Origin of the sequence: Polaribacter gangjinensis (assembly GCF_038024125.1) — a bacterium.
Lineage (GTDB): Bacteria > Bacteroidota > Bacteroidia > Flavobacteriales > Flavobacteriaceae > Polaribacter > Polaribacter gangjinensis.
This window is the reverse complement of sequence record NZ_CP150662.1, coordinates 1,672,146-1,697,568: the sequence shown is the minus strand read 5'-3', so window position 1 is coordinate 1,697,568 and position 25,423 is coordinate 1,672,146. Positions and strand designations below refer to the sequence as shown.

23 protein-coding genes are annotated in these 25,423 nt (G+C 30.7%); 9 read left to right on the top strand and 14 right to left on the bottom strand.

The features are described from left to right. The first annotated feature begins 24 nt into the window (after positions 1–24). Positions 25–567, top strand: a complete 543-nt coding sequence (locus tag WHA43_RS07565) for a hypothetical protein (RefSeq protein WP_105046470.1) — start codon at positions 25–27, stop codon at positions 565–567. Positions 568–622: 55 nt separating this feature from the next. Here the strand turns inward: WHA43_RS07565 and mscL are convergent, their stop codons facing one another. Genes mscL through WHA43_RS07550 form a run of 3 tightly spaced genes read right to left on the bottom strand, consistent with a single transcriptional unit; the run spans position 623 to position 2,787 of the window. After that, a complete protein-coding gene (gene mscL, locus WHA43_RS07560; protein WP_105047334.1) occupies positions 623–1,027 on the bottom strand; it encodes a large conductance mechanosensitive channel protein MscL in 405 nt (134 codons plus the stop codon). Positions 1,028–1,079: 52 nt separating this feature from the next. Beyond that, a complete protein-coding gene (alr, locus tag WHA43_RS07555; protein WP_105046469.1) occupies positions 1,080–2,180 on the bottom strand; it encodes an alanine racemase in 1,101 nt (366 codons plus the stop codon). Further along, positions 2,173–2,787, bottom strand: coding sequence for a thymidine kinase (locus tag WHA43_RS07550; protein WP_105046468.1), 615 nt, complete (start codon positions 2,785–2,787; stop codon positions 2,173–2,175). Before WHA43_RS07550 ends, alr begins: the two co-directional genes overlap by 8 nt. A 101-nt stretch (positions 2,788–2,888) precedes the next feature. Between WHA43_RS07550 and WHA43_RS07545 the strand changes: the two genes are divergently transcribed. After that, on the top strand, positions 2,889–3,674 hold the full coding sequence (locus WHA43_RS07545) for a hypothetical protein (RefSeq protein WP_105047333.1): 786 nt from the start codon (positions 2,889–2,891) through the stop codon (positions 3,672–3,674). Between the two features lie 11 nt (positions 3,675–3,685). Further along, a complete protein-coding gene (locus WHA43_RS07540; protein WP_105046467.1) occupies positions 3,686–4,666 on the top strand; it encodes a glycosyltransferase family 4 protein in 981 nt (326 codons plus the stop codon). A 3-nt stretch (positions 4,667–4,669) separates the two neighbouring features. Here the strand turns inward: WHA43_RS07540 and WHA43_RS07535 are convergent, their stop codons facing one another. Further along, on the bottom strand, positions 4,670–5,017 hold the full coding sequence (locus WHA43_RS07535) for an arsenate reductase family protein (RefSeq protein WP_105046466.1): 348 nt from the start codon (positions 5,015–5,017) through the stop codon (positions 4,670–4,672). Positions 5,018–5,057: 40 nt separating this feature from the next. Here WHA43_RS07535 and WHA43_RS07530 point away from each other — a divergent pair, with 40 nt between their 5' ends. From WHA43_RS07530 to WHA43_RS07520, 3 genes are read left to right on the top strand one after another with little or no spacing between them, the layout of a single operon-like run. After that, the gene (locus WHA43_RS07530) at positions 5,058–5,513 is read left to right on the top strand and encodes a DinB family protein (RefSeq protein ID WP_105047332.1); all 456 of its coding nucleotides are present in this window, start codon (positions 5,058–5,060) and stop codon (positions 5,511–5,513) included. 2 nt (positions 5,514–5,515) lie between these two features. Next, the gene (locus WHA43_RS07525; RefSeq protein WP_105046465.1) at positions 5,516–6,748 is read left to right on the top strand and encodes a cation:proton antiporter; all 1,233 of its coding nucleotides are present in this window, start codon (positions 5,516–5,518) and stop codon (positions 6,746–6,748) included. 28 nt (positions 6,749–6,776) lie between these two features. Next, on the top strand, positions 6,777–7,925 hold the full coding sequence (locus WHA43_RS07520; protein ID WP_105046464.1) for a cystathionine gamma-synthase: 1,149 nt from the start codon (positions 6,777–6,779) through the stop codon (positions 7,923–7,925). Between the two features lie 15 nt (positions 7,926–7,940). On the opposite strand, the gene WHA43_RS07515 is transcribed toward WHA43_RS07520, so the two are convergent. Both WHA43_RS07515 and WHA43_RS07510 read right to left on the bottom strand, forming a co-directional pair. After that, the gene (locus WHA43_RS07515) at positions 7,941–9,557 is read right to left on the bottom strand and encodes an Ig-like domain-containing protein (RefSeq protein WP_211290320.1); all 1,617 of its coding nucleotides are present in this window, start codon (positions 9,555–9,557) and stop codon (positions 7,941–7,943) included. Positions 9,558–9,642: 85 nt separating this feature from the next. Then, the gene (locus WHA43_RS07510) at positions 9,643–10,338 is read right to left on the bottom strand and encodes a ComF family protein (protein WP_105047331.1); all 696 of its coding nucleotides are present in this window, start codon (positions 10,336–10,338) and stop codon (positions 9,643–9,645) included. A 137-nt stretch (positions 10,339–10,475) separates the two neighbouring features. On the opposite strand from WHA43_RS07510, the gene WHA43_RS07505 reads away from it, so the two are divergent. Beyond that, a complete protein-coding gene (locus WHA43_RS07505) occupies positions 10,476–12,017 on the top strand; it encodes a glycine--tRNA ligase (protein WP_105046462.1) in 1,542 nt (513 codons plus the stop codon). Positions 12,018–12,079: 62 nt separating this feature from the next. On the opposite strand, the gene WHA43_RS07500 is transcribed toward WHA43_RS07505, so the two are convergent. The 8 genes from WHA43_RS07500 to WHA43_RS07465 all read right to left on the bottom strand — a co-directional run bounded on the left by WHA43_RS07500 (position 12,080) and on the right by WHA43_RS07465 (position 23,596). Next, positions 12,080–12,283, bottom strand: a complete 204-nt coding sequence (locus WHA43_RS07500) for a YgaP family membrane protein (RefSeq protein WP_105046461.1) — start codon at positions 12,281–12,283, stop codon at positions 12,080–12,082. Positions 12,284–12,377: 94 nt separating this feature from the next. Beyond that, the gene (locus WHA43_RS07495) at positions 12,378–12,875 is read right to left on the bottom strand and encodes a DUF3575 domain-containing protein (protein WP_105046460.1); all 498 of its coding nucleotides are present in this window, start codon (positions 12,873–12,875) and stop codon (positions 12,378–12,380) included. Between the two features lie 91 nt (positions 12,876–12,966). Further along, a complete protein-coding gene (locus WHA43_RS07490; protein ID WP_105046459.1) occupies positions 12,967–14,079 on the bottom strand; it encodes an efflux RND transporter periplasmic adaptor subunit in 1,113 nt (370 codons plus the stop codon). Between the two features lie 2 nt (positions 14,080–14,081). Further along, complete coding sequence (locus WHA43_RS07485; protein WP_105046458.1) at positions 14,082–18,401, bottom strand: CusA/CzcA family heavy metal efflux RND transporter; 4,320 nt, start codon at positions 18,399–18,401, stop codon at positions 14,082–14,084. Between the two features lie 65 nt (positions 18,402–18,466). Next, a complete protein-coding gene (locus tag WHA43_RS07480) occupies positions 18,467–18,853 on the bottom strand; it encodes a hypothetical protein (protein ID WP_105046457.1) in 387 nt (128 codons plus the stop codon). Positions 18,854–18,916: 63 nt separating this feature from the next. Next, positions 18,917–22,294, bottom strand: coding sequence for a hypothetical protein (locus tag WHA43_RS07475; protein ID WP_105046456.1), 3,378 nt, complete (start codon positions 22,292–22,294; stop codon positions 18,917–18,919). Between the two features lie 58 nt (positions 22,295–22,352). Beyond that, entirely contained in the window at positions 22,353–22,832 is a 480-nt protein-coding gene (locus WHA43_RS07470; protein WP_211290319.1) for a methylated-DNA--[protein]-cysteine S-methyltransferase, read from the bottom strand. After that, the gene (locus WHA43_RS07465) at positions 22,832–23,596 is read right to left on the bottom strand and encodes a TatD family hydrolase (protein WP_105046455.1); all 765 of its coding nucleotides are present in this window, start codon (positions 23,594–23,596) and stop codon (positions 22,832–22,834) included. Before WHA43_RS07465 ends, WHA43_RS07470 begins: the two co-directional genes overlap by 1 nt. Positions 23,597–23,693: 97 nt before the next feature. On the opposite strand from WHA43_RS07465, the gene WHA43_RS07460 reads away from it, so the two are divergent. Continuing rightward, positions 23,694–25,046, top strand: a complete 1,353-nt coding sequence (locus WHA43_RS07460; protein ID WP_105046454.1) for a DEAD/DEAH box helicase — start codon at positions 23,694–23,696, stop codon at positions 25,044–25,046. Beyond that, a complete protein-coding gene (locus WHA43_RS07455) occupies positions 25,046–25,408 on the top strand; it encodes a Na(+)-translocating NADH-quinone reductase subunit F (RefSeq protein WP_105046453.1) in 363 nt (120 codons plus the stop codon). The genes WHA43_RS07460 and WHA43_RS07455 overlap by 1 nt, the downstream gene beginning before the upstream one ends. Positions 25,409–25,423: the final 15 nt, after the last annotated feature.

The following is a 25,423-nucleotide window of genomic DNA, read 5'->3' as shown; positions in this document are numbered from 1 at the left end:
CTGGCTCAAGAAATCAACCACTTTATGAAAAAACTACTACTTTCAATCTTTCTTTTAATTTCTTTTACAACATTTTCTCAAGAAAATTTAAAAAAACCAGGAAGACCTTTTTTTACAGGCTCAGCTAATTTTACGCTTGGAATCAATGAAAATTATACATTGTTTAATGATGATGATGAGACTTTTTTAGTACCCTCAGCACTTTTTTTAAGAGTAGGTTTTGGATATGAATTTTTTGAAAGAGTTTCACTAAGTGTTAATGGAGGTTTTGATTTTCATTGGAATTATGCTACAAGTGCTTTTCCAACTTATGGAACTTTGCGATTTAATATCACAGAAGATGAAGGAGATGCATTTTTTGTAGAAACGAGTTATGGTAAAATGTGGCGTCCTTCAAATAATTATCCAAATGGAAATTATTATGGAGTTGGTTTGGGTTGGCAAATTGCTGGAGAATCTCGTTGGAATACTATTGTAAAAATCGATTTTCACAGAAAAGGAATTGTTGGTTTTAAAAATAACAGATTAGATAGCGTTTCTTTCGGAATTGGTTTTTCGTTTTTTTAAACAAAAAAAATCCTGAGAAACTCAGGATTTTAGTTTATTTCAATAAATAATTACCTTATTTTTTAGCTAATAAATCTCTAATTTCAGCCAACAATTCTTCTTGACTTGGTCCTTTTGGAGCTGCTGGAGCAGGAACTTCTTTCTTTTTAGTGATATTTACCGCTTTTACTATCATAAACATTACAAAAGCAACAATTATAAAATCAATCAAATTTGTAATAAAATCTCCATACATCACACTTACTTCGCCAACAATTGTGCCAGTTTCATCTGCAACACCATCTTTAATAGTCCATTTTAAATCTTTAAAATCCGATTTAAAAATTAATCCAACCAAGGGCGAAACAATTCCACCTGTAAAAGCACTTACTACTTTGTTAAAAGCAGCACCCATCACAAAAGCAACTGCAATGTCAACAAGGTTTCCCTTCATTGCAAACTCTTTAAATTCTTTGAGCATTCCCATAATTAATTAGTTTAAATTGTTGATATTGCTAAAGTAACAATTATTTTTAATCTTTAAGCACTTTTTTAACCCTGTGAGAAATTCCGGTTAAAATCTCGTAAGTGATTGTTTCTGCAGCGTCTGCAAATTCTTGAATTGTTTTTTGATGATTGAAAATGATAACTTTATCACCTTCTTTACAATTGATATTTGTAACATCAACCATAATCATATCCATACAAACATTTCCCAAAATTGGTGCTTTTTGATGGTTTATTGTTACAAATCCTTTGGCATTTCCTAAGGCTCTCGAAATTCCGTCTGCATGTCCAATAGGAATTGTAGCTGAACGTATTTTTTTTGTAGCTATAAATGCTCTGTTATATCCCACAGAATTTCCAGGATCAATTTCGTGAATTTGAGAAATAATTGATGATAAATTATGGGTATTTTTTAACTGCGAAGTTTCAAAATCGTCATTGCCAAAACCATACAAGCCAATGCCAATTCGAACCATATCAAACTGAGCATCAGGATAATTAACAACTCCAGATGTATTACAAATATGCAACAGCGGTTTGTATTTTAAAAATGCATCAAAATCAGTTACAATATTTTTAAAACTTTCAATTTGTCGGGTTGTAAAATCTCGTTCATTCAAATCTTCACTTGCTACCAAATGTGAGAACAATGATTGAATTTTTACATGATTATTTTCTCTCAATCCATCAATTATTTTTGAAACATCAGAAGGTAAAAATCCCAGTCTATTTAATCCCGTATTGAATTTTATATGAATTGGATAATCAGTTAGTGAATTACTTTTAGCTAGTTTTAAAAACGCATGAAAAGTTTCGAAACTATACAAATTAGGTTCTAAACAATTGTCAATAATTGATTGAAAATTAACTATTTGTGGGTGTAAAACCAAAATTGGTTTTCCAATATTAGCTTCTCTTAAAGCAATTCCTTCATGAGCATAGGCAACTGCAAAATAATCAATTTTATCTTGCAAAAATTTGGCAACTTGAACTTCATCACTTCCATAACTAAATGCTTTTACAACAGCTAAAATTTTAGTTGTTGGCAATAATTTTTTCTTAAAATAATTGAGATTGTGCTCTAGTGCTTTTCCATCAATTTCTAGAACAGTTACATGATTATTCATCTGAAGTTGTGTCTTTCTTGGCAATTTGTTGTTCTCTTACTGCTTTAAAATAAGCTGCTCTTGACAAAGGTTCGTATTCTTGTGTTTCGCCTAAAACTACCAATTTATCATTTACAGATTTTCTAAAACTATAGTGCGCTAAGTTCCCAGTATGAGTGCAAACGGCATGAACTTTCGTTACATATTCTGCAGTTGCCATTAAAGCAGGCATAGGTCCAAAAGGATTTCCTTTAAAATCCATATCTAAACCAGCCACAATAACACGAATGCCTCTATTTGCCAAATCATTGCAAACAGCCACAATTTCGTCATCAAAAAATTGCGCTTCATCAATGCCAACAACATCTACATCATTGGCTAACAAACGAATGTTTGATGCTACAGGAACTGGAGTTGAGCGAATTCTACTATCATTATGAGATACTACCTCGTCATTATCATAACGTGTGTCAATGGTTGGTTTAAAAATTTCAACACGTTGTTTTGCAAACTGTGCACGTCTTAAACGTCGAATTAATTCCTCTGTTTTTCCAGAAAACATTGAACCACAAATGACTTCTATCCAACCAAATTGTTCTGTATGATTTACTGTATTTTCAAGAAACATTTTGTAATTTTAAGCGTTCTAGTTTTATATTTTTGTGTTACTTTGAGTTTCAACAAATTTATAAATATTTATACTGAAAAATGGATTTCAACAAACAACTTATGCACAAAAAATTAGAAAAAGATTTGATCAGTTTGGCTCACGATATTTTAAAAATGAAAAATCGTGATGATATTTTTGCTTTGAAAGAAAAATCTAGAGATGTTTTTGAACGCATTTCCATGCTAGCTTTTATTGAAGAATTTGTGAATACAACTCCTAATTTAGAGACTTCAAAAGAAGATTTGATTGCAACTGTTGAAAAAGCTTTTGAGGCGAAAGCATTTGATTTGGTTGATGAAGAAGTCGTAAAAAATACAGAGCCACTTCAAGTTGAAGAACCAATTATTACAGAAATTATTGAGGAAATTTCAATAACTTCAACTATTGAAGAAACTGAAAATAGTATTTCTGAACCAATTTTAGAGCAACCTTTTGATGAATTGGAAGAAATTATGTTTTCCGAAAAAACAGTTGAAACGGATTTAGAAATTGAAATAAATCAAACTGAAGAGCGAAAAGTACCAACCTTAGAGGATGAATTACTAGACACTATATCAGTGGATATTATGGCTGATTTATTCGAAAATGTACAGCCAAAATCACTCAATGATCGTTTGGTAAATAGCATTCAAATTGGTTTGAACGATAGAATTGCTTTTGTAAAAAACTTGTTTAATGGCGGGCAAGAAGATTTTAACAGAGTCATTTCCCAGTTAAATTCGTATGAAACTGAATCAGAAGCCAAAAATTTTATCGAAAATGTTGTAAAACCCGATTATAATTGGGCTGAGCATGAAGAACTAGAAAATCGTTTTTTGGAGATTGTTTCCCGTAAATTTGCTTAAAAATTTAATTTTTGAAACCAATTTTAATTCATATACATTTTCATCATCGAAAAACAGGAGTAACTAGAAGCATTGAAAATGTGCTTCCTTTTTTTGATAAAAATTTTGAAACCTATGTGTATGGAAAAACTATTGATGGAACAAAAATCAGTACATTTCAATTCTTAAAATTGTTATTTTCTGACAGAAAAATTACAGTTCATTGCCACAGAAATAATGAAATTTTACGGATGCTATTTTTTCGGTTTTTGGGTGCAAAATTCCATTTGATTGCTTCACGACATTCAGCTACAAAACCATCAAAACTTACTTTTTGGTTGCTAAAAAAAGCAGATAAAGTGGTAACACTTATAAAAAGTATGAGCGATTCTTTGGGAATTGAAAATACCTTAATTGCACATGGAGTTAATGTTCACAATTTTAGTCCAAAGCAAATAAAACATCCTCAAATTCTTCAAGAAAATATCATTTTAAATACTGGAAGAATTAGAAAGGCAAAAGGACAACTTACACTTTTAAACGCTGCAAAAGCGTTGAAAAATCATCAAAATTGGTGTTTGGTTTTTGTTGGAAAAGTAGATAAACCAGCATTTTTAGTGGAATTAAAAGCGATTATAAAAGAATTAAATATCGAAAAGCAAGTCTATTTTTTTGAGGAAACCAGAGAAATTATTCCTTTTTATCAAGCAGCAAAAATATTTGTAGCGCCCAGTTTTTCAGAAGGATTTTCGTTAGTTACTGCTGAAGCAATGGCTTGTGAATGCACTGTAATTGCTACAAAAAATGTGGGTGTTCACGATGATTTGATTAAACATCAAAAAAATGGTTATTTGTTTGAAGCAGGAAATTCAGAAGAACTTTCCATTATTTTACAAAAAATAATTTTAGGAGAAAATGCACATTTAGGAAAAGAAGCAAGAATCCAAATTCAGAAAAATTGGAGTGCTGAAAAAGAGGCTACTGAGTTGATGAAGATCTATCAATCAAACTGATTATCAACCAATTTTTTTCTTCAAATCTTCAATCACATTTTTACTATTTCCTACAAAAATTTCATCATCAACTATAAAAACCGGACGTTTTAAAAAGGTATAATCATCCAAAATCAATTGACGATAATCTGTTTCTGACAATTTTTGATTTTTTAAATCCATTTCTTTATAAAGTTTTGCACGTCTGTTAAAAAGCGCTTCATAGCTTTTTGTAAAAGCATACATTTCTTCTAACTGCGGCACATTTACTGGGTTAGCTTTTACTTCTTGGAGCTCAAAATTAGCAGTATTTACTTCTTTTAAAATTCTTCTACAAGTGTCACAAGTCTGCAAAAAATAAACTTTTTTCATATTTATGGAGTATATTTACACTTCAAAATTACAATTAAAAATGAAAACTGAATTCGATATTCTCAGAAAATCAAGAGCACTTTTTTTAAAAGAATTAGAGGGATTAACCTTAGCGCAATTGCATACAATTCCTGCTGGATTTAAAAATCACATTGCATGGAATGTTGCGCATGTATTGGTAACACAACAATTATTGCACTATCAATTGTCTGAATTGAACTGTTTATGTCCTGATGATTTGATTGAAACTCATAGAAAAGGGACTTCTCCAACAGTTACTTTTTCTGAAGAAGAATTTGAAGAAATAAAAGAACTTTTTGCAGGCTTACCTGATACTTTACAAGAGGATTATGAAGCGGGGATTTTTGAAAAATACACAGAATATCCTACAAGTACAGGATTTGTAATTCACTCTATTGAAGAAGCAATTTCATTCAATAATTTTCATGAAGGAATTCATTATGGAATTGTAAGAGCAATCAAAAAATTCGTTTAAAAATGGATATCTTTTTTATTGCAACTGTTTTAATTTTCCTTTCATCCATTTTTGGTTATATCAATCAGCGATTTATCAAATTGCCAAGTGCCATTGGTTTAATGCTAATAACTATTTTGTTTACACTTTCAGTGGTAATCATAAGTTTTTTTGACGACACATTATTACAGCAAGAAAAAGAATTCATTCAAAGTATTGATTTTAAAACTGTTTTATTGGATATAATGCTGAGTTTTTTACTTTTTGCAGGAGCTTTACACACCAATTTTACAGAATTAAAAGCACAAAGAAAACCAGTAATTGCCTTTGCAACACTAGGAATTTTGATTTCAACATTCCTTTCTGGAGTATTTGTTTATTATCTTTTACAGTTGATAAATTTTCCAGTTGATTTTATTTATTGTTTGCTTTTTGGAGCGTTGATTTCACCAACAGACCCAATTGCAGTTTTAGGAATTATGAAAAAAGTAGGAGCTCCAAAAAATCTTGAAATAAAAATTGTGGGTGAATCACTATTTAATGATGGAGTTGGAGTGGTTGTTTTTTTAACGATTTATCAAATTGCGAAAGGTGCAACAGCCATTTCTTTGGGCGATATTACTCAATTATTTTTAATTGAAGTTGTTGGAGGATTGGCTCTGGGATTATTAATAGGTTGGATTTGTTATCAACTAATGAAAACAATTGACGATTATGATACAGAAGTAATCATTACACTTGCAGCTGTTATGGGAGGAACGTTGTTGGCTCAAAAATTGCATGTTTCTGCACCTTTAGCCATGGTTACTGCTGGATTGTTGATAGGAGAAGATACTATCAAAAAAAATTCGATGAGCAAAATTACACAACAATACGTTGATAAATTTTGGGAATTGATTGATGTTTTGTTAAACACCATTTTGTTTGTATTAATTGGAATGGAAATATTAGTATTAACGTTAGAAACTACTTATGTCTTAGCAGGATTTATTGTAATTCCGTTTTTGCTGATTGCCAGATATATTTCACTTTTATTGCCCATAAAATTATATGCAAGTAAACTAGGATTTGCCCCAAAAACCAATCTTATCATGACTTGGGGAGGTTTGCGTGGTGGAATTTCAATAGCGTTGGCACTGAGTTTAACACACGATATGCATCGTGATTTATTTCTAGTTATAACTTACATCGTAGTTGTTTTTTCCATTTTAATTCAAGGCTTAACCGTTGGAAAACTTATTAAAAAATATACGTAATTCTTAAAAATTTCAAATAACAGTATCAATGAAATTCAATACAAAAACCATTCATGGTGGTCAAAAACATGAAGAAGCAACAGGTGCAGTAATGCCTCCCGTTTTTTTAACATCAACTTTTGCACAATCTAGTCCTGGAGTTCATCAGGGTTATGAATATTCTAGAGGGGCAAATCCAACAAGAACAGCGTTAGAAAACAGTTTTGCTTCTATTGAAAATGGCACACATGGTTTAGCTTTTTCTTCTGGATTATCTGCTATTGATTGTGTGTTGCGTTTGTTAAATCCGGGTGATGAAATTGTTGCTGGTGATGATTTATATGGAGGAACGTATAGAATGTTTACACGATTGTTTCAAAAATACGGTCTTTCATTTTCGTTTGTTGATATGAATTTGGTCGAAAATGTAACCAATGCAATTACGGATAAAACAAAATTAGTTTGGTTAGAAACTCCTACAAATCCGTTGATGAAAATTGCAGATATTGAGGCAATTACGAAAGCTGTTAAAGAAATTAATACATCGATTTTAGTGGCAGTTGATAATACTTTTGCAACCCCATATTTACAACAACCCTTAGATTTGGGAGCAGATATTGTGATGCATTCTGCCACCAAATATTTAGGAGGTCATTCTGATGTGATTATGGGAGCTTTAATGGTAAAAGATGAAAAACTAGCTGAATCATTACATTTTATTCAGTTTGCAGCGGGTGCAATTGCCAGTCCAATGGATTCTTTTTTAGTATTAAGAGGTATCAAAACTTTGCATATACGAATGCAACGTCATTGCGAAAACGGAAAAGCTGTGGCGAAATTTTTACAAAATCATCCAAAAGTAGGTGAGGTGTATTATCCTGGATTTGAAACGCATCCAAATCATGACATTGCCAAAAAACAAATGAAAGATTTTGGAGGAATGGTTTCATTTCGATTGAAAGATACTAGCAAAGCTGCTGCTTTTCAATTTTTGGAAAATACAAAAGTGTTTACGTTGGCAGAATCTTTGGGCGGTGTTGAAAGTTTGGTGAATCATCCAACAACAATGACACACGCATCCATTCCTGAAAAAGAACGTTTAAAAATCGGAATTACAGATTCTTTAATTCGTTTAAGTGTTGGAATTGAAGATATTGACGATTTACTGTCAGATTTAGATCAGGCTTTGCATGCGTAAAATCAAACTGATTTTCTAATCAACATCAAACGTTTCTTCTAAAAAGAAATTAGCCCTCAATTCAAAATTTGAAAGTTGATTATGATAGATAATTCGTTCAGGAAATTGTTTTTTGAGGAAATCTCCAGTATCCCATTGATTGTTTTTGTTTTTATCAACAATAACTCTAATCGTGTATTTTTTGGGTTCTAATAAATCAAAAACAATTTTATCAGAAGTATTTAAAAATTGTTGTTCAATCAACATATCTTGTTTGTTTCCAGAGAGCAATTCAACAATCAGGTTTTCGTTATTGAGATTATTGACATTTAGGGTAATTTTTCCATAATCTTCAATTTTTCTGGTTCCGAATTTTACAGAAATCGTATCATTTTTAAAAGCATAAATATCCTGAAAAGCTGCAGGTAGTGCTGTTAAAGTGTATTTTTCAGAAGGTTTTTTATCAAAAATAACCGCAATTTTATTTTCTTTTTCTGAGAATAATGTTGAGAAATTAACGGCCAATGTATCTTTATCAACCAAACTTATTTTAGAGCTATCAATTTGCAAAATAGGATGATTGCTATTTACATAAATAGTGTCTCTAAAATTCAGCGTGTTTTTTGGAGAAATATCAATGGATAAAGAGTCCATTTTTTCTTTGCGTAATTTTACAGTCAACGTATCTGAAAAAATGGCATTGGTTACAATAAAATTCAAAGAATCTGTTTCAAAAGGAGTAAACCAATAATTCAAAGAATCTTTGTTTTTTTCGAATTTAAAGACACTTTTAAAATTTTCAGGAACTTTTGAAGTTACGTGAATTTTCATATCAGTTTGTTTTCCTTCAAAAGCAAATTGCAATTTTCCTTTTGAAATCTCTCTTGCTCTGACAAATTTATAAGGCTGAATTTCCTTAAACAACGTAATTGGTTTTACTAAAATACTGTCTTTGGGCAACTGAATAGTGTCTGCTAAAAATCCTATTTTATCTAATTTAGGATTGAATATATAATCGCTCACTTCTTCTTTTAAAGCAACTACAAAATACTTTCCTTCTCTAACATTTGTGAATTTAAAATTCGTTGTATCTAGGGTATTTGTAACGTAATTTGGTTTCTTTTTGTAGATGATAGAATCTTTATACGAACTATCAATTCTATATAATAGTACATTTACGTTTCTTGGAATTTCTTTTAAAATGGCATCATTAATACTTCCTGCAGTAACTAATGAATCAATATAAGTTCCTGTTGAAAAAACATATTTAAAATTTTCTAAAACATTTGATTCATTGTTATCTTGAACAGCATTACCAAAGTTGAAAATATAGGTTGTGTTTTCTTGTAAAGTATCTAAAATTTGAATTTTGATTTCTTTACTTGGCGCTCCTTGAGGTGAAATTAAAGGCGGATTTTTCATTGGTGGAGAAATCACCAATTGTTTGTTTAATTCTTTTAAAGTTATGAATTCATTGAAATTTAATTTCACTACTTTTTTATCGAATTTTACGGTATTGTAAGGTGGAATAGAATTTACAAATAAGGGCGCATCTTCATCTTTTGGCCCCCCTTCAGGTCTTCCTGTTCTTGCGCAATTGGCTACAAAAAGTACCATTGTAAAAAGAAAAATAATTCTATAAAATGTTTTCACTCAAAATTAATTTTGACACAAATTAACGATTTATTCTAGGAATTTTAAATGTAAAAACCGAAATATTATCTTAAAATAGTAAATATCAATACATCAATTCTGCAATTGCCATAGTTAAAATACTGATTTTACAATTTTCTGATTTTTGAAACTCATTTGCACAAGATTCTAAAGTAGCTCCTGTAGTAATTACATCATCAATCAATACAATATGTTTGTTATCAAAATATTCAGGATTTTTCAATAAAAATTTAGTGTCAATGTTGCTAAATCGTTCAAAACGAGCTTTTAAAGTTTGTGTTTTGGTTGATGAAACTCTCACTAATTCATTTTCTAAAAACGGAATAGCCAACTGATTTGCTAATGTGATTCCAAATTTTGTAACTTGATTGTAGCCCCTTTGTTTTAATTTTTTTGGATGTAATGGCACAGGAATTATAAAATCTACATCTTTAAATGCTTCTTTTTCAAGTATAATTTCACCAATCCAATTTCCAAACAGTTCACCAATTTCTTCATTTCCACGATATTTTAATTCGTGAATTAATTTTTGAGTGATACCTTCTTTTCTAAAAAATAATAATGCATAGCCTTTTTCAATGTCAATTCTGCCATAAAAAGTTTTAGTTACAGAATTGTTCGTAAAACTTAAAAAGTTAGTTAATGGTAAATCGTGTCTGCAAAGTGTGCAAATCGTTTTTTCATTAAAAACTAATTGTTCTTCACAATTTCCACAAAGTTTTGGATAAAATAGATGAAAGAAATCCCTAAGAATTCTCATTTTTTGCAATTTTTTTGTTTAAAAGTACTCAATATTTTTAAAAATTAAAGCTCTAGTGTATAACTTTTTTAAAGACAAAAAACTACTGTTACTTTTTTCTTGAAAAAAACACGCAAACGTTTATCTTTGCGCTCATTATGGCAATACAAGAAGATCACTTTAAAAAAGTTTTATCGCACGCAAAAGAATACGGATATGTATTTCAATCATCAGAAATTTATGATGGTTTAAGCGCGGTGTATGATTACGCTCAAAATGGTGTTGAGCTTAAAAAAAATATCAGAGAATATTGGTGGAAAGCAATGGTGCAAATGCACGAAAACATTGTTGGTATTGATGCTGCAATTTTAATGCATCCCACAACTTGGAAAGCTTCTGGGCATGTAGATGCTTTCAATGATCCTTTGATTGATAATAAAGATTCAAAAAAACGCTACAGAGCAGATGTGTTGATTGAAGAATATTGTGCAAAAATTGAAGCAAAAATTGATAAAGAAGTTGAAAAAGCTGCCAAACGTTTTGGAGATGCTTTTGATAAAGAAACTTTTTTATCAACCAATCAACGTGTTGTTGAATATCAAGAAAAAATCAATGCGATTTTATCAAGAATGTCAAAATCTTTATCTAATGAAGATTTGGCAGATGTAAAAGCCTTGATTGAAGAATTGGAAATTGCTGATCCATTAACAGGTTCTAGAAATTGGACAGAGGTAAAGCAATTCAATTTGATGTTTGGAACTCAAATTGGAGCATCAGCTGAAAATTCGACACAAGTATATTTACGTCCAGAAACTGCTCAAGGAATTTTTGTAAACTTTTTAAACGTTCAAAAATCTGGCAGAATGAAAGTTCCTTTCGGAATTGCTCAAACTGGAAAAGCCTTTAGAAATGAGATTGTTGCAAGACAATTTATCTTTAGAATGCGTGAATTTGAACAAATGGAAATGCAGTTTTTTGTAAAACCAGGAACTCAAAAAGAATGGTATGAACAATGGAAACAAACGCGTTTAAAATGGCATTTGAGTTTAGGAATGGGCGCAGAAAATTACCGTTTTCACGACCATGAAAAATTAGCACATTATGCGGATGCAGCTGCAGATATTGAATTCAAATTTCCTTTTGGATTTAAAGAATTAGAAGGAATTCACTCAAGAACTGATTTCGATTTAAAAGCACATGAACAATATTCAGGAAAAAAATTACAGTATTTTGATCCTGAAGAAAACAAAAGTTATGTGCCTTATGTAGTGGAAACTTCTGTTGGTTTAGACAGACTATTTTTAGCTGTTTTTTCTAATTCTTTGCAAGAAGAAGCGCTTGAAAACGGAACTTCAAGAACGGTTTTACGTTTACCAGCAGTTTTAGCACCTTATAAAGCTGCTATTTTGCCATTGGTAAAAAAAGATGGTTTGCCAGAAATAGCACGTGAAATTTTTGAGGATTTGAAATGGGAGTTTAACGTAGATTATGACGAAAAAGATGCTGTTGGAAGACGTTACAGAAGACAAGATGCCAATGGAACTCCGTTTTGTATCACAGTTGATCATGAAACCTTGCAAGATAATTCAGTAACAATTAGACATAGAGATTCTATGGAGCAAAAGCGAGTACCTATTACTGATGTAAAAGCAATTATAAAAGCAGAAGTTGATGTAAAAAATTGGTTACAAAGAATGTAACTTTTATAAAAAATAAATTAAAAACGCATCTTGAAAAAGATGCGTTTTTTTTATGTTATTTATTATTTTGATTTACAAGTTGAAATTCCAAATGGAACGTATAAAGGACAAAAACTGATGAAACTTGTTGCTAAAAAAATACCTCCGAAAATCAGTAGAATCAATCCTAAAGTTCCTGAAATTGTTCCCGTAAAATATAAAACTGCAATCACAATCGCAATAACACTACGAATGATTTTGTCTGTTGAGCCCATGTTTTTTTTCATAATATTGAGAATTAATTGATTATAAATTCAAATAAATAAACAGCAAGAAACCTTAGTTGTTTTCTGTAAAGTTTTATTTTTTACGAGAAACTACTTAAAATCTCCATCCAACATTTAAGCCTAATCTTGGGACAATTACAGGAGAATCTGAACCAAATAAATTACGTCCCAAACCTCCATAAACATCAATCACTAAACCACCTTTTGCAATGTATTTCATTCCAACTGCAACTCCTAGTGCACCATCAGTATAAGAAATGTCATAATTTCCAGAATCTTTTATTGTTTCTTTTTTCCCAGAATTTATTCCCACAAAACCTTCTCCGAAGAAATTCCAATCAGCACTAGTAGTAAAATAATGGCGATAATAAGGAGTGATCATAGTATTTTCGTTATAACGAAACCCAACATCTTGTTTGGATAAATTAAACAAAGCAGACACACCTATAGACGATTCTTCAGATAAGTATTTTTCGTAAGAAAACTCTAAACTTCTTATAATCAAAGCATCAGCAACATCCAATTTAATTTCTTGTTGCGAAAATCCTAAAGAACTGATACAAAGTGTAAATGCAAAAAATAATTTTTTCATAATTTTTCTTTAATTAAATAACTTTTTCATGTGTTGTAATTCTATACAAACATACTAAAACTAAAGATGTTTTAAGATATGAATTCTAAAATTATAGCATAAATCCGCCTTTTAATAGAATGTTTTTTCCTTTAAAATCCGTAAAATTGATAATCTGTACATAATTTTCGTCCTTTTTTCCTAAAGTAACAATTACTTTTTCAAAAACAGTTTCTTCATTTTTTTGGGATTTTACCACATAAATAAATGTTTGATTTTCTTCCGTATGAATTGCTGAAATTGGCAATCCAAATTCGATAGAACTTTCAAAAATAATTGATGCTTCTACAAACATTCCTGCCATGAATTGTTGTTTTTCATCATCAATATGACCATGAACTTTTACTGTTTTATTTTCAGTAATTGTGGTTCCAACCAAATAAACAGAGGCATCAAAATAAGTATTTGAAGATTCAGGAACTTTGAATTTAATTTTTTGTTCTTTTTTCACATTCAAAATATCTTTTTCAAAAACATTCAGTTCTAAATGAATATGATTGGTATTTACAATCTCCAAAATTTCGCTTGCCGATGAAACATAAGCCCCTGTGCTAGTCATTACTTTTGTGATATAACCATCAATTGGTGCATATAAATTGATATTAGCACTTATGTTTCCTTTCTCGACTTCTGTTGGATTGATGTGCAACATTTCTAGTTTTTTTCGCAAACCATTATAAATTGCCAAATTACTTTTGTACGAACTTTCGGCTCTTAAATAGTTTTTTTCAGAGGAGATTTGTTCGTTAAATAATGTTTTTTGACGCTCAAATTCATTTTTTAAAAAACGATTTTGTGAGGCAACTTCTAAATAATTTTGCTGAATATCTACAATTTCGGTATTTGTTAATTGAGCAACAAATTGTCCTTTTTTTACAAAATCTCCAATCAATAATGGAATTTTTGTAACATAACCACTCACAAAAGTGCTCACACTTGCTCTGTTTTCTGGCGGAACATCAATCATTCCATTGGCATTAACAACTGATAAAAATGGATGTTCTGCTATCGAACCAATCTCCATTTTTTCATTGTCAAATTGTTGTTTTGTGATGGTAATTTCGTTGCTATTTTCAGAGTTTTCTGAGGTGCTTTCTGCTGGAATTTCCTTTTTTCCACAAGCTACAAATGCTAATGAAATTAAGAATATAGATATATTTTTCATGATTAAAATGTATTTAAAATAAGATGATTGATGTTGATAACAGTTTGGTTGTAGCCATTTAAATTGTCTAAATATGACAATTCAATATCTTTGGCTGTTTCCAAACTTTGGATGTATTGAAAAAAGTCGATTTCACCTTCAGCAAAATTTCTATTTGCAGTTTTTATAATTTCTTCTTTTAACTTTTTTCCTTCTGCTTCGTAATAATTGATGGCTTCTTCAAACTGATTTAGTTTTGCTAAAAGTGCTTTATAATTACTTTCTAAAGTAGTTTTATATTCTTTTTCTTTCTCAAAAATGGTATTTTTTGCCAATTTTGAGGCTTTAATTTTGGAGGCATTTCCACCAAAAAACAAAGGAATTTTCAAGCCAATTTGATAACCTCTTAAAAATGTATTTAATTGATTATTAGTTCCTTGAAAATATTCTACACTAATATCAGGCAACAACGTTTGTTGTTCTTTTTTAAACAACGCATTTTGAACATTGGTTGCTTTTGAAAAATATTCCAAACCAAGATTTTGATTTATAGCATTTTCTTGCAAATCAACTTTTGATAAAGGCATGTCAACAATGTCAATAGTTTCAATTTGAACTACGCTTTTCAGCTGTTCTTTTGCCAATTCAACTTCTTGCAAAGCCTGTTTATATAAAGTTTGCAATTGTTTTTGTTTCGATTTTGCAGTAATCATTTCTAGATAATTGGTTTCACCCAATTGAAATCTACGTTCCGATTTTTTCGCAAAATCTTGATACAAACTATCTAAAAACTGATATGTTTTTGCTTTGTTTTTAGCATAACTCAATTGATAAAAATTCATGGTAACTGCTTTCTCCAACTGATTTTTAGTGATGTTATAATTCACTTCTTCTAAACTTGCTTGGGCTTTTTTTACCTTTTTATCAGCAAAATAAAACGTTGGAAATTTAAAATCTTGGGCAATTCCAAAAACACGAATTGGAAAATTATTGATGGCTAAATTATTTTCATCATAACTATAATACACACTCGTTTTATCAATTTCAAAAGCACTTGAAATCAATGCCTTTTGTTCATCAAGCTGAGAAAGTGAAGCTTTTAAACCCGAATTATTTTTAAAGGCTAAATTGAGCGTTTCTTGTAAAGTTACTTTAGTTTGCGCATTAGAATTTGGAATCAAAAAGAAACCAATCAAAAGTAAAAGCAGTTTTTTATTCATTTTTATCACTTTTTTTTCTTCAAACCAAGCATATAAAACTGGTAAAACTATCAATGTTAAAACAGTTGCAGAAACTAAACCACCTACAACAACAGTGGCTAAAGGACGTTGAACTTCTGCACCAGCATTGGTTGAAATTGCCATTGGCAAAAATCCTAAAGCTGCAGCAGCAGCTGTTAAAACAACAGGACGTAGTCGTTCTTTTGTTCCTTTTTTGATGCGCTCTTCAATATCTTCAATACCTTCTTCTTTGAGTTCTTTAAAATGTTCTATCAATACAATTCCGTTTAAAACAGCAATTCCGAAAAGCGCAATAAAACCAACTCCCGCAGAAATACTGAAAGGTAAATCACGCATCCATAATAAAAATACTCCTCCAACTGCCGAAAGTGGAATGGCAGAATACACTAATAAAGCTTCTTTGATAGAGTTGAAAGCGAAGTATAATAGTAAAAAAATTAAAGTTAAAGCGATTGGCACAGCAATCATTAATCTTGCTTTTGCGCTCAGTAAATTTTCAAATTGTCCTCCATAAGTAATGTTGTAACCTGAAGGCAATTGCAATTTTTTATCGATGATTTTTTGAACATCATCAACCACAGATTGTAAATCTCTGTCACGAACGTTTATTCCCACAACAATTCTACGTTTGGTATCATCTCTTGAAATTTTTGCAGGACCAGTTGTATATTTGATAGTTGCCAATTCACTTAAAGGAATTTTATTGCCATTTGGCGTATCAACATATAAATTTTGCAAACTTTCTAGGTTTTGACGTTGATCATTGTCAAAACGAATAGCCAAATCAAATCGTTTTTCACCTTCAAAAACATTTCCAACAACACTTCCTGCAAATCCCATTGTAATCAGTTGATTGATGTCAGCAATATTCAATCCATAACGTGCAATTTTACTTCGATCATAAGTAACGCTCATTTGGGGTAATCCTTCTACTTTTTCAACAATAATATCTGATGCACCAGGAACTTTTGATATTAAACTTTTAACTTCCTCAGCTTTTGCAGCTAAAATGGATAAATCTTCTCCAAAAATTTTCACTGCAACATCTGCTCTTACACCAGTTATGAGTTCATTAAAACGCATCTCAATAGGTTGTGTAAATTCGATTTCAATTCCCGGAATTACAGCCAAAGCCTCTTTAAATTTACTTGCTAATTCATCTTTACTTTCGGCACTTGTCCATTCGCTTTTTGGTTTCAGTTTGATAATTACATCACTTTCTTCCATAGACATTGGATCTGTTGGCACTTCTGCAGCACCAATTCTACTTACAACTTGATCAACTTCAGGAAAGTTTTTTAATAAAATTTGTTCAATTTTAGTAGTTGTTTCGATTGTTTTTCCCAAAGAAGTTCCAGTTTTTAAAACGGGCTGAATTACAAAATCTCCCTCATCTAAGGTTGGTACAAATTCTCCACCCATTCTACTGAATAAGAAAACACTTGTTGCAAGAAGCAAAATAGCCATAGAAACCACTATTTTTTTATGTGCTAAAGCCCAATGAATGGAAGGTTTGTAAAAATGATTCAATAGTTTCATCAAACGAACAGAAACATTGTTTTTTCCTGGTTTATCAGGTTTTAAAAATAATGATGAAACTACAGGAACATACGTTAAACATAAAATCATTGCGCCAACCAAAGCAAAGCTAAATGTCATTGCCATGGGTTTAAACATTTTTCCTTCAACACCACTTAATGATAAAATTGGGATGAAAACTATCAAAATAATAAGTTGTCCAAAAATGGCAGAATTCATCATTTTTGAAGCACTTTTTAGGGTGATTTTATCTACTTCATTTTGTTTTTCATCTTTGGATAAAAGCCCTAATTTTTCACTTTCTCGCATGATTCTAAAGGCAATAAACTCAACAATAATAACTGCTCCATCTATGATAATTCCAAAATCAATTGCGCCTAAACTCATCAGATTGGCATCAACCCCAAACAAATACATCATTGAAATTGCAAACAATAAACTTAATGGAATTACTGAGGCAACCACTAATCCAGAACGTAAATTTCCAAGCAATAAAACCACCACAAAAATTACAATTAAGGAACCTAAAATTAGGTTTTCAGAAACGGTAAATGTGGTTTTTCCTATCAATTCACTGCGCTCTAAAAACGGATTTATATACACTCCTTCAGGTAAAGAATTTTGAACTTCAGCAACACGTTCTTTGACATCATCAATAATTTTTTTTGAATTTCCGTCTTTCAACATCATGATTTGACCCAAAACTTTTTCACCCTCACCATTTCCAGTAATGGCTCCAAATCGAGTGGCACTACCAAAACCAACTTTGGCAACATCCTTTATGTAAATAGGATTTCCATCATTTTTTACAACGATATTTCCTATATCTTCAAAGTTTTTTACCAAACCTTCTCCTCTAATAAAAAAAGTTTCATTGGTTTTTTCAATATAACCACCACCTGCAACACTATTGTTTTTTTCTAAGGCTGTGAAAATCTCAGAAATTGAAATATTCATAGCAACCAATTTTTTTGGATTGATGGCAACTTCGTATTGTTTTAAATAACCACCCCAAGTATTTACTTCTACAACTCCAGGAATTCCTGATAATTGACGTCGTACAATCCAATCTTGAATCGTTCGCAAATCAGTAACTGAATAGCGATCTTTAAATTCGGGTTTTACATCTAAAATATATTGATAAATTTCGCCTAAACCAGTTGTGATTGGACCCATTTCTGGAGTTCCAAAACCTTGTGGAATTTTTTCTGAGGCTGTTTTTATTTTTTCTGCAATCAATTGTCTTGGTAAATACGTACCAATTTCGTCAGTAAAAATTATGGTTACTACAGACAATCCAAATTTTGAAACAGAACGAATTTCTTCAACTCCAGGCAGGTTTGCCATTTCCAATTCTACAGGATAGGTAATAAATTGTTCCACATCTTGTGTGGAAAGATTTCGTGAAGTAGTGATTACTTGCACTTGATTGTTGGTGATGTCAGGAACAGCGCCAATTGGAATTCTCATCAAAGAGAAAAATCCGAAGCCAATAATAAAGGCTGTAAAAAGAAAGGTAATCAGTTTATTTTTTAAACTGAATTTGATAATATTTTCTAACATTATACATAATAAATTTAAGATTTATAATTTTTCTACTTTGTTGTAGAAACTATTTCTAAAATATATTATGAATGTTTTGGTGGTTGAAAAATGCTAGGTTTTTCAAAATTTGATTCACTTTCTTCGTAAAAAAAGCAAGGTTTTGAAAATAGGTTTTTTGGAATTTTCAGTTCGAATTTGTTAGAATTTAACTCTAAAACTGGTGAAATATGATTGAAGTGAGAAATACCTTCTTTAAAAGGCAAATCTTGATGTTCTTGATGTTGTTTATCTGCAGGAATTTCTCTTTCTATGTAATGTTCAAAAACAAAGTCAACAAAAGAATCTCCGTATTTTTCTTGATGCAATTTCGCATGATTTAAAAGCACACTGAGTTTGTCAATGTCTTTAAAATCAACATGTAAACTTTGTAAAAGTACTAAGTTTGTTAATATGATTGCAATTGTTTTCATCTTACAGAATGCAATATTAGATATTTTTTTCAGATAAAAAATGATAACCTTGTTAATATAATTTTAAAAAATGGCTCTTAGTTGCACATTTCCAGTGTGAATTGTTTTCGAATTTTCACTTTTTCTGCCTAAGTAATTCAATTGTAAATTTAAAAATGAATTCAATTTTTTATTGAATAACACATTCCAAGTGTAGTTTTTCCCAGCTTGCAAACCCTCTAACATTTGGTATGCAACTGGCGAATTGGCATTTCCTGTAAAATCATTCAAAAATAACGTAACATTGGCAGATATCTGATTGCTATTTTCACCCAAATAAAAATATTCCAACCCAAATTTTTGCTGTTGCAATTGTTCTAAATTCTGAATGTTATTTTGCTTGTTTTTAAAGTGATAAAATGCAGAAAATCGATTGTTTTGACTGTATAAAAAACTGATTTTTGGTTCAATTTCATAGGAATTAATTTCGTAATTTCTGTCGTCAAAATTTTCTGTAGTTAAGTCATTATTTGTGAGTTTTCCAGTTACATCAATCAACCAAAAATTGGCAAATTTATGTGCATAATCTAGTTGATGTAATGAAATGGTATTTTCTTGATTTCCAATAAAATACTGTTGCTTTAAACGAGAATCTCCAAAGGTAAAAGTTACACTGTGATTTTGCAGATCTTTATGGTAAAACAAGCTGTTTTTAAAGTTGTAATTCAATCCAATAAGTGCATCACTATTGATGTCAAATGGATTTAATTGAAACGTATTTCCTGTTCGTTTTTGCTCATTTTCAACAGTTAAAAAAGTGCTGTTGTAAAAGTGAGAAATCAGCTTTTTCAATCCTGATTTTACGGCCCAATTTTTCGGATTTAAAGTTAGTGTTTGTTTAAAACTTGCTCTTTGTGTCGCCAAAAATCGCAAGTTGGGTTTTGGCAATCGCAAATATTCAGCTTGGTCTTGAAATTGTGCAATTTCAAACTCATTAAAATCTTGAATTCCGTCATTATTATAATCAATCCACGTATAAAATCCCAAACCAGGCTCTGTTTTTACATACACAAAATCTTGTCTTGCAACATTTCCTGAAGAAGTTTCATAAATCGTAGATAAATTGATGAAATTATCAAACAATTTTTGACTAAAAACTACTCTTGAATTCAGTGTTTTTTCATCCTCTGTAAAACTATTTTCGGTGATTCTATAATTGGCAAAAATGCTCAAATTGGTATTTTTATTTTTGATGAGTTTGCTATCAACATAAAATGTTTTTCGATTGTTTATTTCTGCAAATTGATTGGATTTGATACTGTCATTTGTGCGATAATTCACTCCAAATTTGGCAAAAATTGCAGTGGTATCTCCAATTCCAAAATACCCTTCATACTCTTTAAAACGATGACTTGTATTGACAAATTCATTAGTATTGATGTTTTTTCTTGAGTTATTTTCGAAGTTTACAAAAGAACCAATCCACGATTTTTGAAAGCGATGTTCCAATTGTGCTTTTGCTATATAAAACGAATTGTCTTCTAAAGTTGAGGTGTTTGTAAGGAAACTTCCTTTTCCAGAAAAAGTGGTGTTTTTAAGATTAAATTTCGCCTGAATCTCATTTTTATTTCCTTTAAAAGCACCTGTATATTGCAAATTTTCATATTTGTATAACAGAAAATGTTGCTCTTTTTTTTGCAATACAATTTCTGATTGAAAAAAGTTTTTGGTGGGTAAATTGGTTAAAATATTCCATTCTCTATTAAATTCAATAGGTTCCCAACGTTGAATAGTTTGAAAATTTCGCTGTACAAATTGATGTTTCAGATTGCTTTTCAATTGCCAATTTTTATCAATATAGGTTTGTTGCCAACCAATTGTTGCAGCAACAGCAACATTTTTAGTATCATCAATTGATGAAAATAAATTTTTATCATTATTTGAAATAGCAATTTCAGTATTCAATTTTGTTTTTTCTGATGGAGCAAAATCAGATTTTACCACAAAAGTTTGAAATTTATTTGGTGGAATTAGTTTTACAATCGGACTAAAATCTCCTTGATTTACACCAACAAAAACAAAAATACTTCCAATTGCTGTAGTTCTATCTAGTTGATAATCACCATTATTTTGACCAACATTTGAAAAAGAAACAAAATACAATTCATCACTTGGATTTGTGGAATATTCAAAGATTTCTGAGGCTCCTTGTACAATTTTTTTGTAGAGAATTTTATTGTCATCAAAAGTGTCAATAAAAGCACTTTCTGCAGTCATTTCCTCTGTATTATTGCCTGCATTTGCTAAAATTTCTTTTTGTTCATTGGTTAAACTTTGTTGCAAAGGTTGATTTTTCGCATCATTTTCCGAATAGAAAAATCCACTAATGGCAAATTTTTCACTTTTGTAAGAAGCTTCTTCAAAAGTTACAAATCGCGTATAATTTCTTTCTGCATATTGAAATTCGACCACAATTCGCATGTCATTGGTAATTGGAAAAGTCGTATTGAAAATGATTTCACCCAAATTGTAATTGATGATATAGTCTTTATTTTCGCCACGTTTTATTTGAATTCCATTTACAAAAACACGTTCACTTCCTTCAATAATCAGAATTACAGCTTCATTATTTGCGCCAAAAAGTTTGTATGGACCTTGATTTCCTTCAATAGCCGTAAATCGAAAATTGTTGAATTTTCCTCTTACTACAGCTCCAGAAGCACCAATTTTAAAATTTTCATTGATGTTGGCTGCTACCTGCAAACCCGAAATTTGTTTGTTGATAGGCATAAACAAACTTTCGGTATTTTCTAGTGCAATATTACCAGCTTTTACACGCCAATTTTTGCTATACATTTCAATAAAAATTCGATCAAAATCAGTTAAATTTTGCGAATATCCATTTTGTTGAATAGGAATATTGGTATCAAAAATTTTTGCTCGTAGACTGGTATTTTCTGATAATTTGCCTGAGATTTCTAAATCTAAAGAAGCATTTGTAACCGCATTTTGATTGTTTCCAGAAGTGATGCCTCTTGTGATAAATCCACGTGTTTGCAATCCTTCAAAAAGTGTAATTTCTGATTGCTTTTTATTGGTAGTTAAACTGTATAAAACGCCTTCATTTGTGGAATTTGGTAAAATACGACTTTCATCAAAAGGGGTGTATATTTTGGTTAAAAATTCAGGAAATACAAAATACTCAACTGTAATTTTTGGATATTTTTTGGAGTTGATAATGACTTTTGCTTTGTTGAAATCAATACTATATTCAAGTGTTGGAATTTCATTTTTTAAAGCATCAAAAAGCTTGAATTTTTGGGGATTTATAGGGACAGAATCAAGCTGAATCGTATCATTTTTGATTTCTAAAGTTTTGGTTTTAAATTCACTAGAAATTGTTTGTGATTGGATGGAAAATCCAAGCAACAATACAATAAAAATGAATCCTTTTTGAAACATAAAAACTAGTTATCTAACAAACGTAAAAATATGTTTTTATGTTTTAAAGTAAAGAAAATTAAAAAAGCGATTCTTGTTTTACAGGATTTTCATGCGCTAACAACCATTTTTTACGCCAAAGTCCTGCTGAAAAACCTGTTAATGAACCATCTGAACCTAAAACTCTGTGACAAGGAATTACAATTAAAATCGGATTTTTCCCATTTGCTGATGCAACAGCCCTAATGGCTTTTTTATCTCCTAAAAGAGAACTTTGTTCTAGATATGAAGTTGTTTTTCCGTAAGGAATTTGTAGCAAAGATTTCCAAACTTTGATTTGAAAAGCAGTTCCTTTTGGATTGATTGTTAAATTAAAACTAGCTCTTTTTCCTCCAAAATATTCGGTTAATTGATTTACACAATCTTGCAAACATTCAGGAGTTTTTTTTAATTCATCCACTTTTTCATCAATTATTGAAATAGTTTGAATGCCGTTTTCATCTCCAGTAATTTTTACTGTTCCAATAGGAGTTTCTAAAAAAGCAGTTTCTATTGTCATTAAATTCCGAAAATATCTTTTGAATTTTGGGTGGTTATTTTGGCAATTTCATCAAAAGAAAGTTGGTAAATAGTAGCTAATTTATCAACAACTTCAGTGATATAAGCACTTTCGTTTCTTTTTCCTCTGTAAGGAATTGGTGCTAAATAAGGAGCATCTGTTTCTAAAACAATGTGTTTGAGTTCAATTTCATTCAAAAACTGATCAATTTTTCCGTTTTTAAAAGTCACAACTCCACCAATTCCGAGTTTCATATTGTAAGAAATTGCTTTTTCAGCTTGTTGTTTTGTGCCTGTAAAGCAGTGAAAAATCCCGAATAAATCATCGCTTTTTTCACTTTCTAACACTTCAAAAATTTCATCAAAAGCATCTCTGCAGTGAATTACAATTGGCCATTTTTTTTCTTTTGCCCACTGAATTTGCGTTTTAAAAGCCTCTTGTTGCTGCTTTAAAAAACTTTTATCCCAATACAAATCAATTCCAATTTCGCCAATTGCGTAAAAATGTCGTTCATCAATCCATTTTTTTACGTGTGCTAATTCTTCTAAATAATTTTCTTGAACATGAGTTGGATGTAAACCCATCATCAAAAAAACATCATCTGGAAAGTCTTTTTCCAATTGAAACATACTTTTTGAATACGAAGAATCGATTGCAGGAATAAAAAATCGAGAAACACCTGCATTTTTTGCACGCTGCATCATGGCTTTTCTATCGTCATCAAACTGCTCTGAATATAAATGGGTGTGCGTATCAGTGATCATTTTTATCTTAAGTTTTCGATGGCAAAACTACTAAAAACCAAAGTAGAATACTATTGAAACCCATTTTTTAAAACGTATCTTTGCAAAAAAATAAACCATGACTTTTGCAGATTTAGACCTTTCAAATCAGCTTCAATATGCCATTGATGACTTAAAGTTTGAAAAACCAACACCCATTCAGCAAGAAGCTTTTCCGGTAATTCGTTCAGGAAAAGATGTTGTTGGAGTTGCCCAAACTGGAACAGGAAAAACGTTTGCTTACATGTTACCAATTTTAAGAGATTTGCCTTTTTTAAAGACGCAACATCCAAGAGTTTTAGTGTTAGTTCCTACTCGTGAATTGGTTTTGCAAGTTGTTGAAGATATTGAAAAATTATCTAAATATCTCAATATTCGCGTTTTAGGGGTTTATGGTGGTGTAAATATCAATACGCAAAAACAAGGAATTGCTCAGGGGCAAGATATCATTGTGGCAACTCCAGGACGTTTGTACGACTTGGCTTTAAGCAACGTTTTAAAGTTGAAAACAATTCAAAAATTGGTGATTGATGAAGTTGATGTAATGTTGGATTTGGGTTTTCGTTTTCAACTGATGAATATTTTTGATTTGCTGCCAGAAAAAAGACAAAATATCCTATTTTCTGCTACTATGACTGAAGAAGTTGCTTTTTTGATTGAAGATTTTTTTAAAAATCCAGAAAAAATATCAATTGCAGTTAGCGGAACTCCACTCGAAAATATTTCGCAAATCGCTTATGATGTTCCTAATTTTTTTACGAAAGTAAATTTGTTACTTCATTTGTTGAAAGACAAAACAACTTTCAAAAAAGTATTGATTTTTGTTGGATATAAACGAACCGCAGATTTGTTGTTTAAACATTTAGAACCTGTTTTTGGTGATGAATCTTGTATCATTCATTCCAATAAAACTCAAAATTATAGAATTCGTTCAATCAAACAATTTGATGAAGGTTTTAATCGAATTTTATTGGCAACTGATGTGATGGCTCGTGGTTTAGATTTTGACAATGTGAGTCATGTTATCAATTTTGATACTCCTGATTTTCCGGAAAATTATATGCATAGAATAGGTAGAACTGGTCGTGCTGAAAAATTAGGAAATGCTATTTTATTATCTACCGCAAAAGAACAAAAATTTAAAGAAGCAATAGAGGCTTTGATGGATTACAAAATTCCATTGAATAAGCTTCCAGAAGAAGTCAAAATATCGGAATTATTAACCGAAGATGAGCGCCCAAATCAAGAGCATTTGCAATCTAAAAACCGAGTTACAGCTGAATTTAAATCAGGTGATGCTTTTCATGAAAAAAGTGAAAAAAATAAGAAGGTAAATTTGGGCGGTTCGTATCGAAGAGAAATTGCAAAAAAATATAAAAAGCCCAAAACAAGAGGGGATAAAAATTACAACAAACGAAATAAGAAAAAATAATGCAAATTTTAACCAAGCAAGAATTGCACAATTTGGCCATGAATATCGTAGGTGAAAAGTTGGTTGCTATGGGATATGAGTTTCAAGCAATTAATAGTCAGTTAAAAAGACATCCTCAATTTGTATTGTTTAAAAAAGGAGAACCTACCATTTTTGTATTGGTAAAAGCTACCAATAATCTACAAAATCCAAATGAGTATGATGCCATTTGGATGGAGACTTTTGTTTCGCATGCCAAACTGCAAAATGCCAAAGTTTGGTTTGCAGGTGTAGGAATAGCTAATGCTGAAAGTGTTGAAAATCCTGTTTTTAAAGACCAACCTTACTACGTAGCTTTTGATGATTTTGTGAAGATTTTGTAGTAAAGAAATATAATA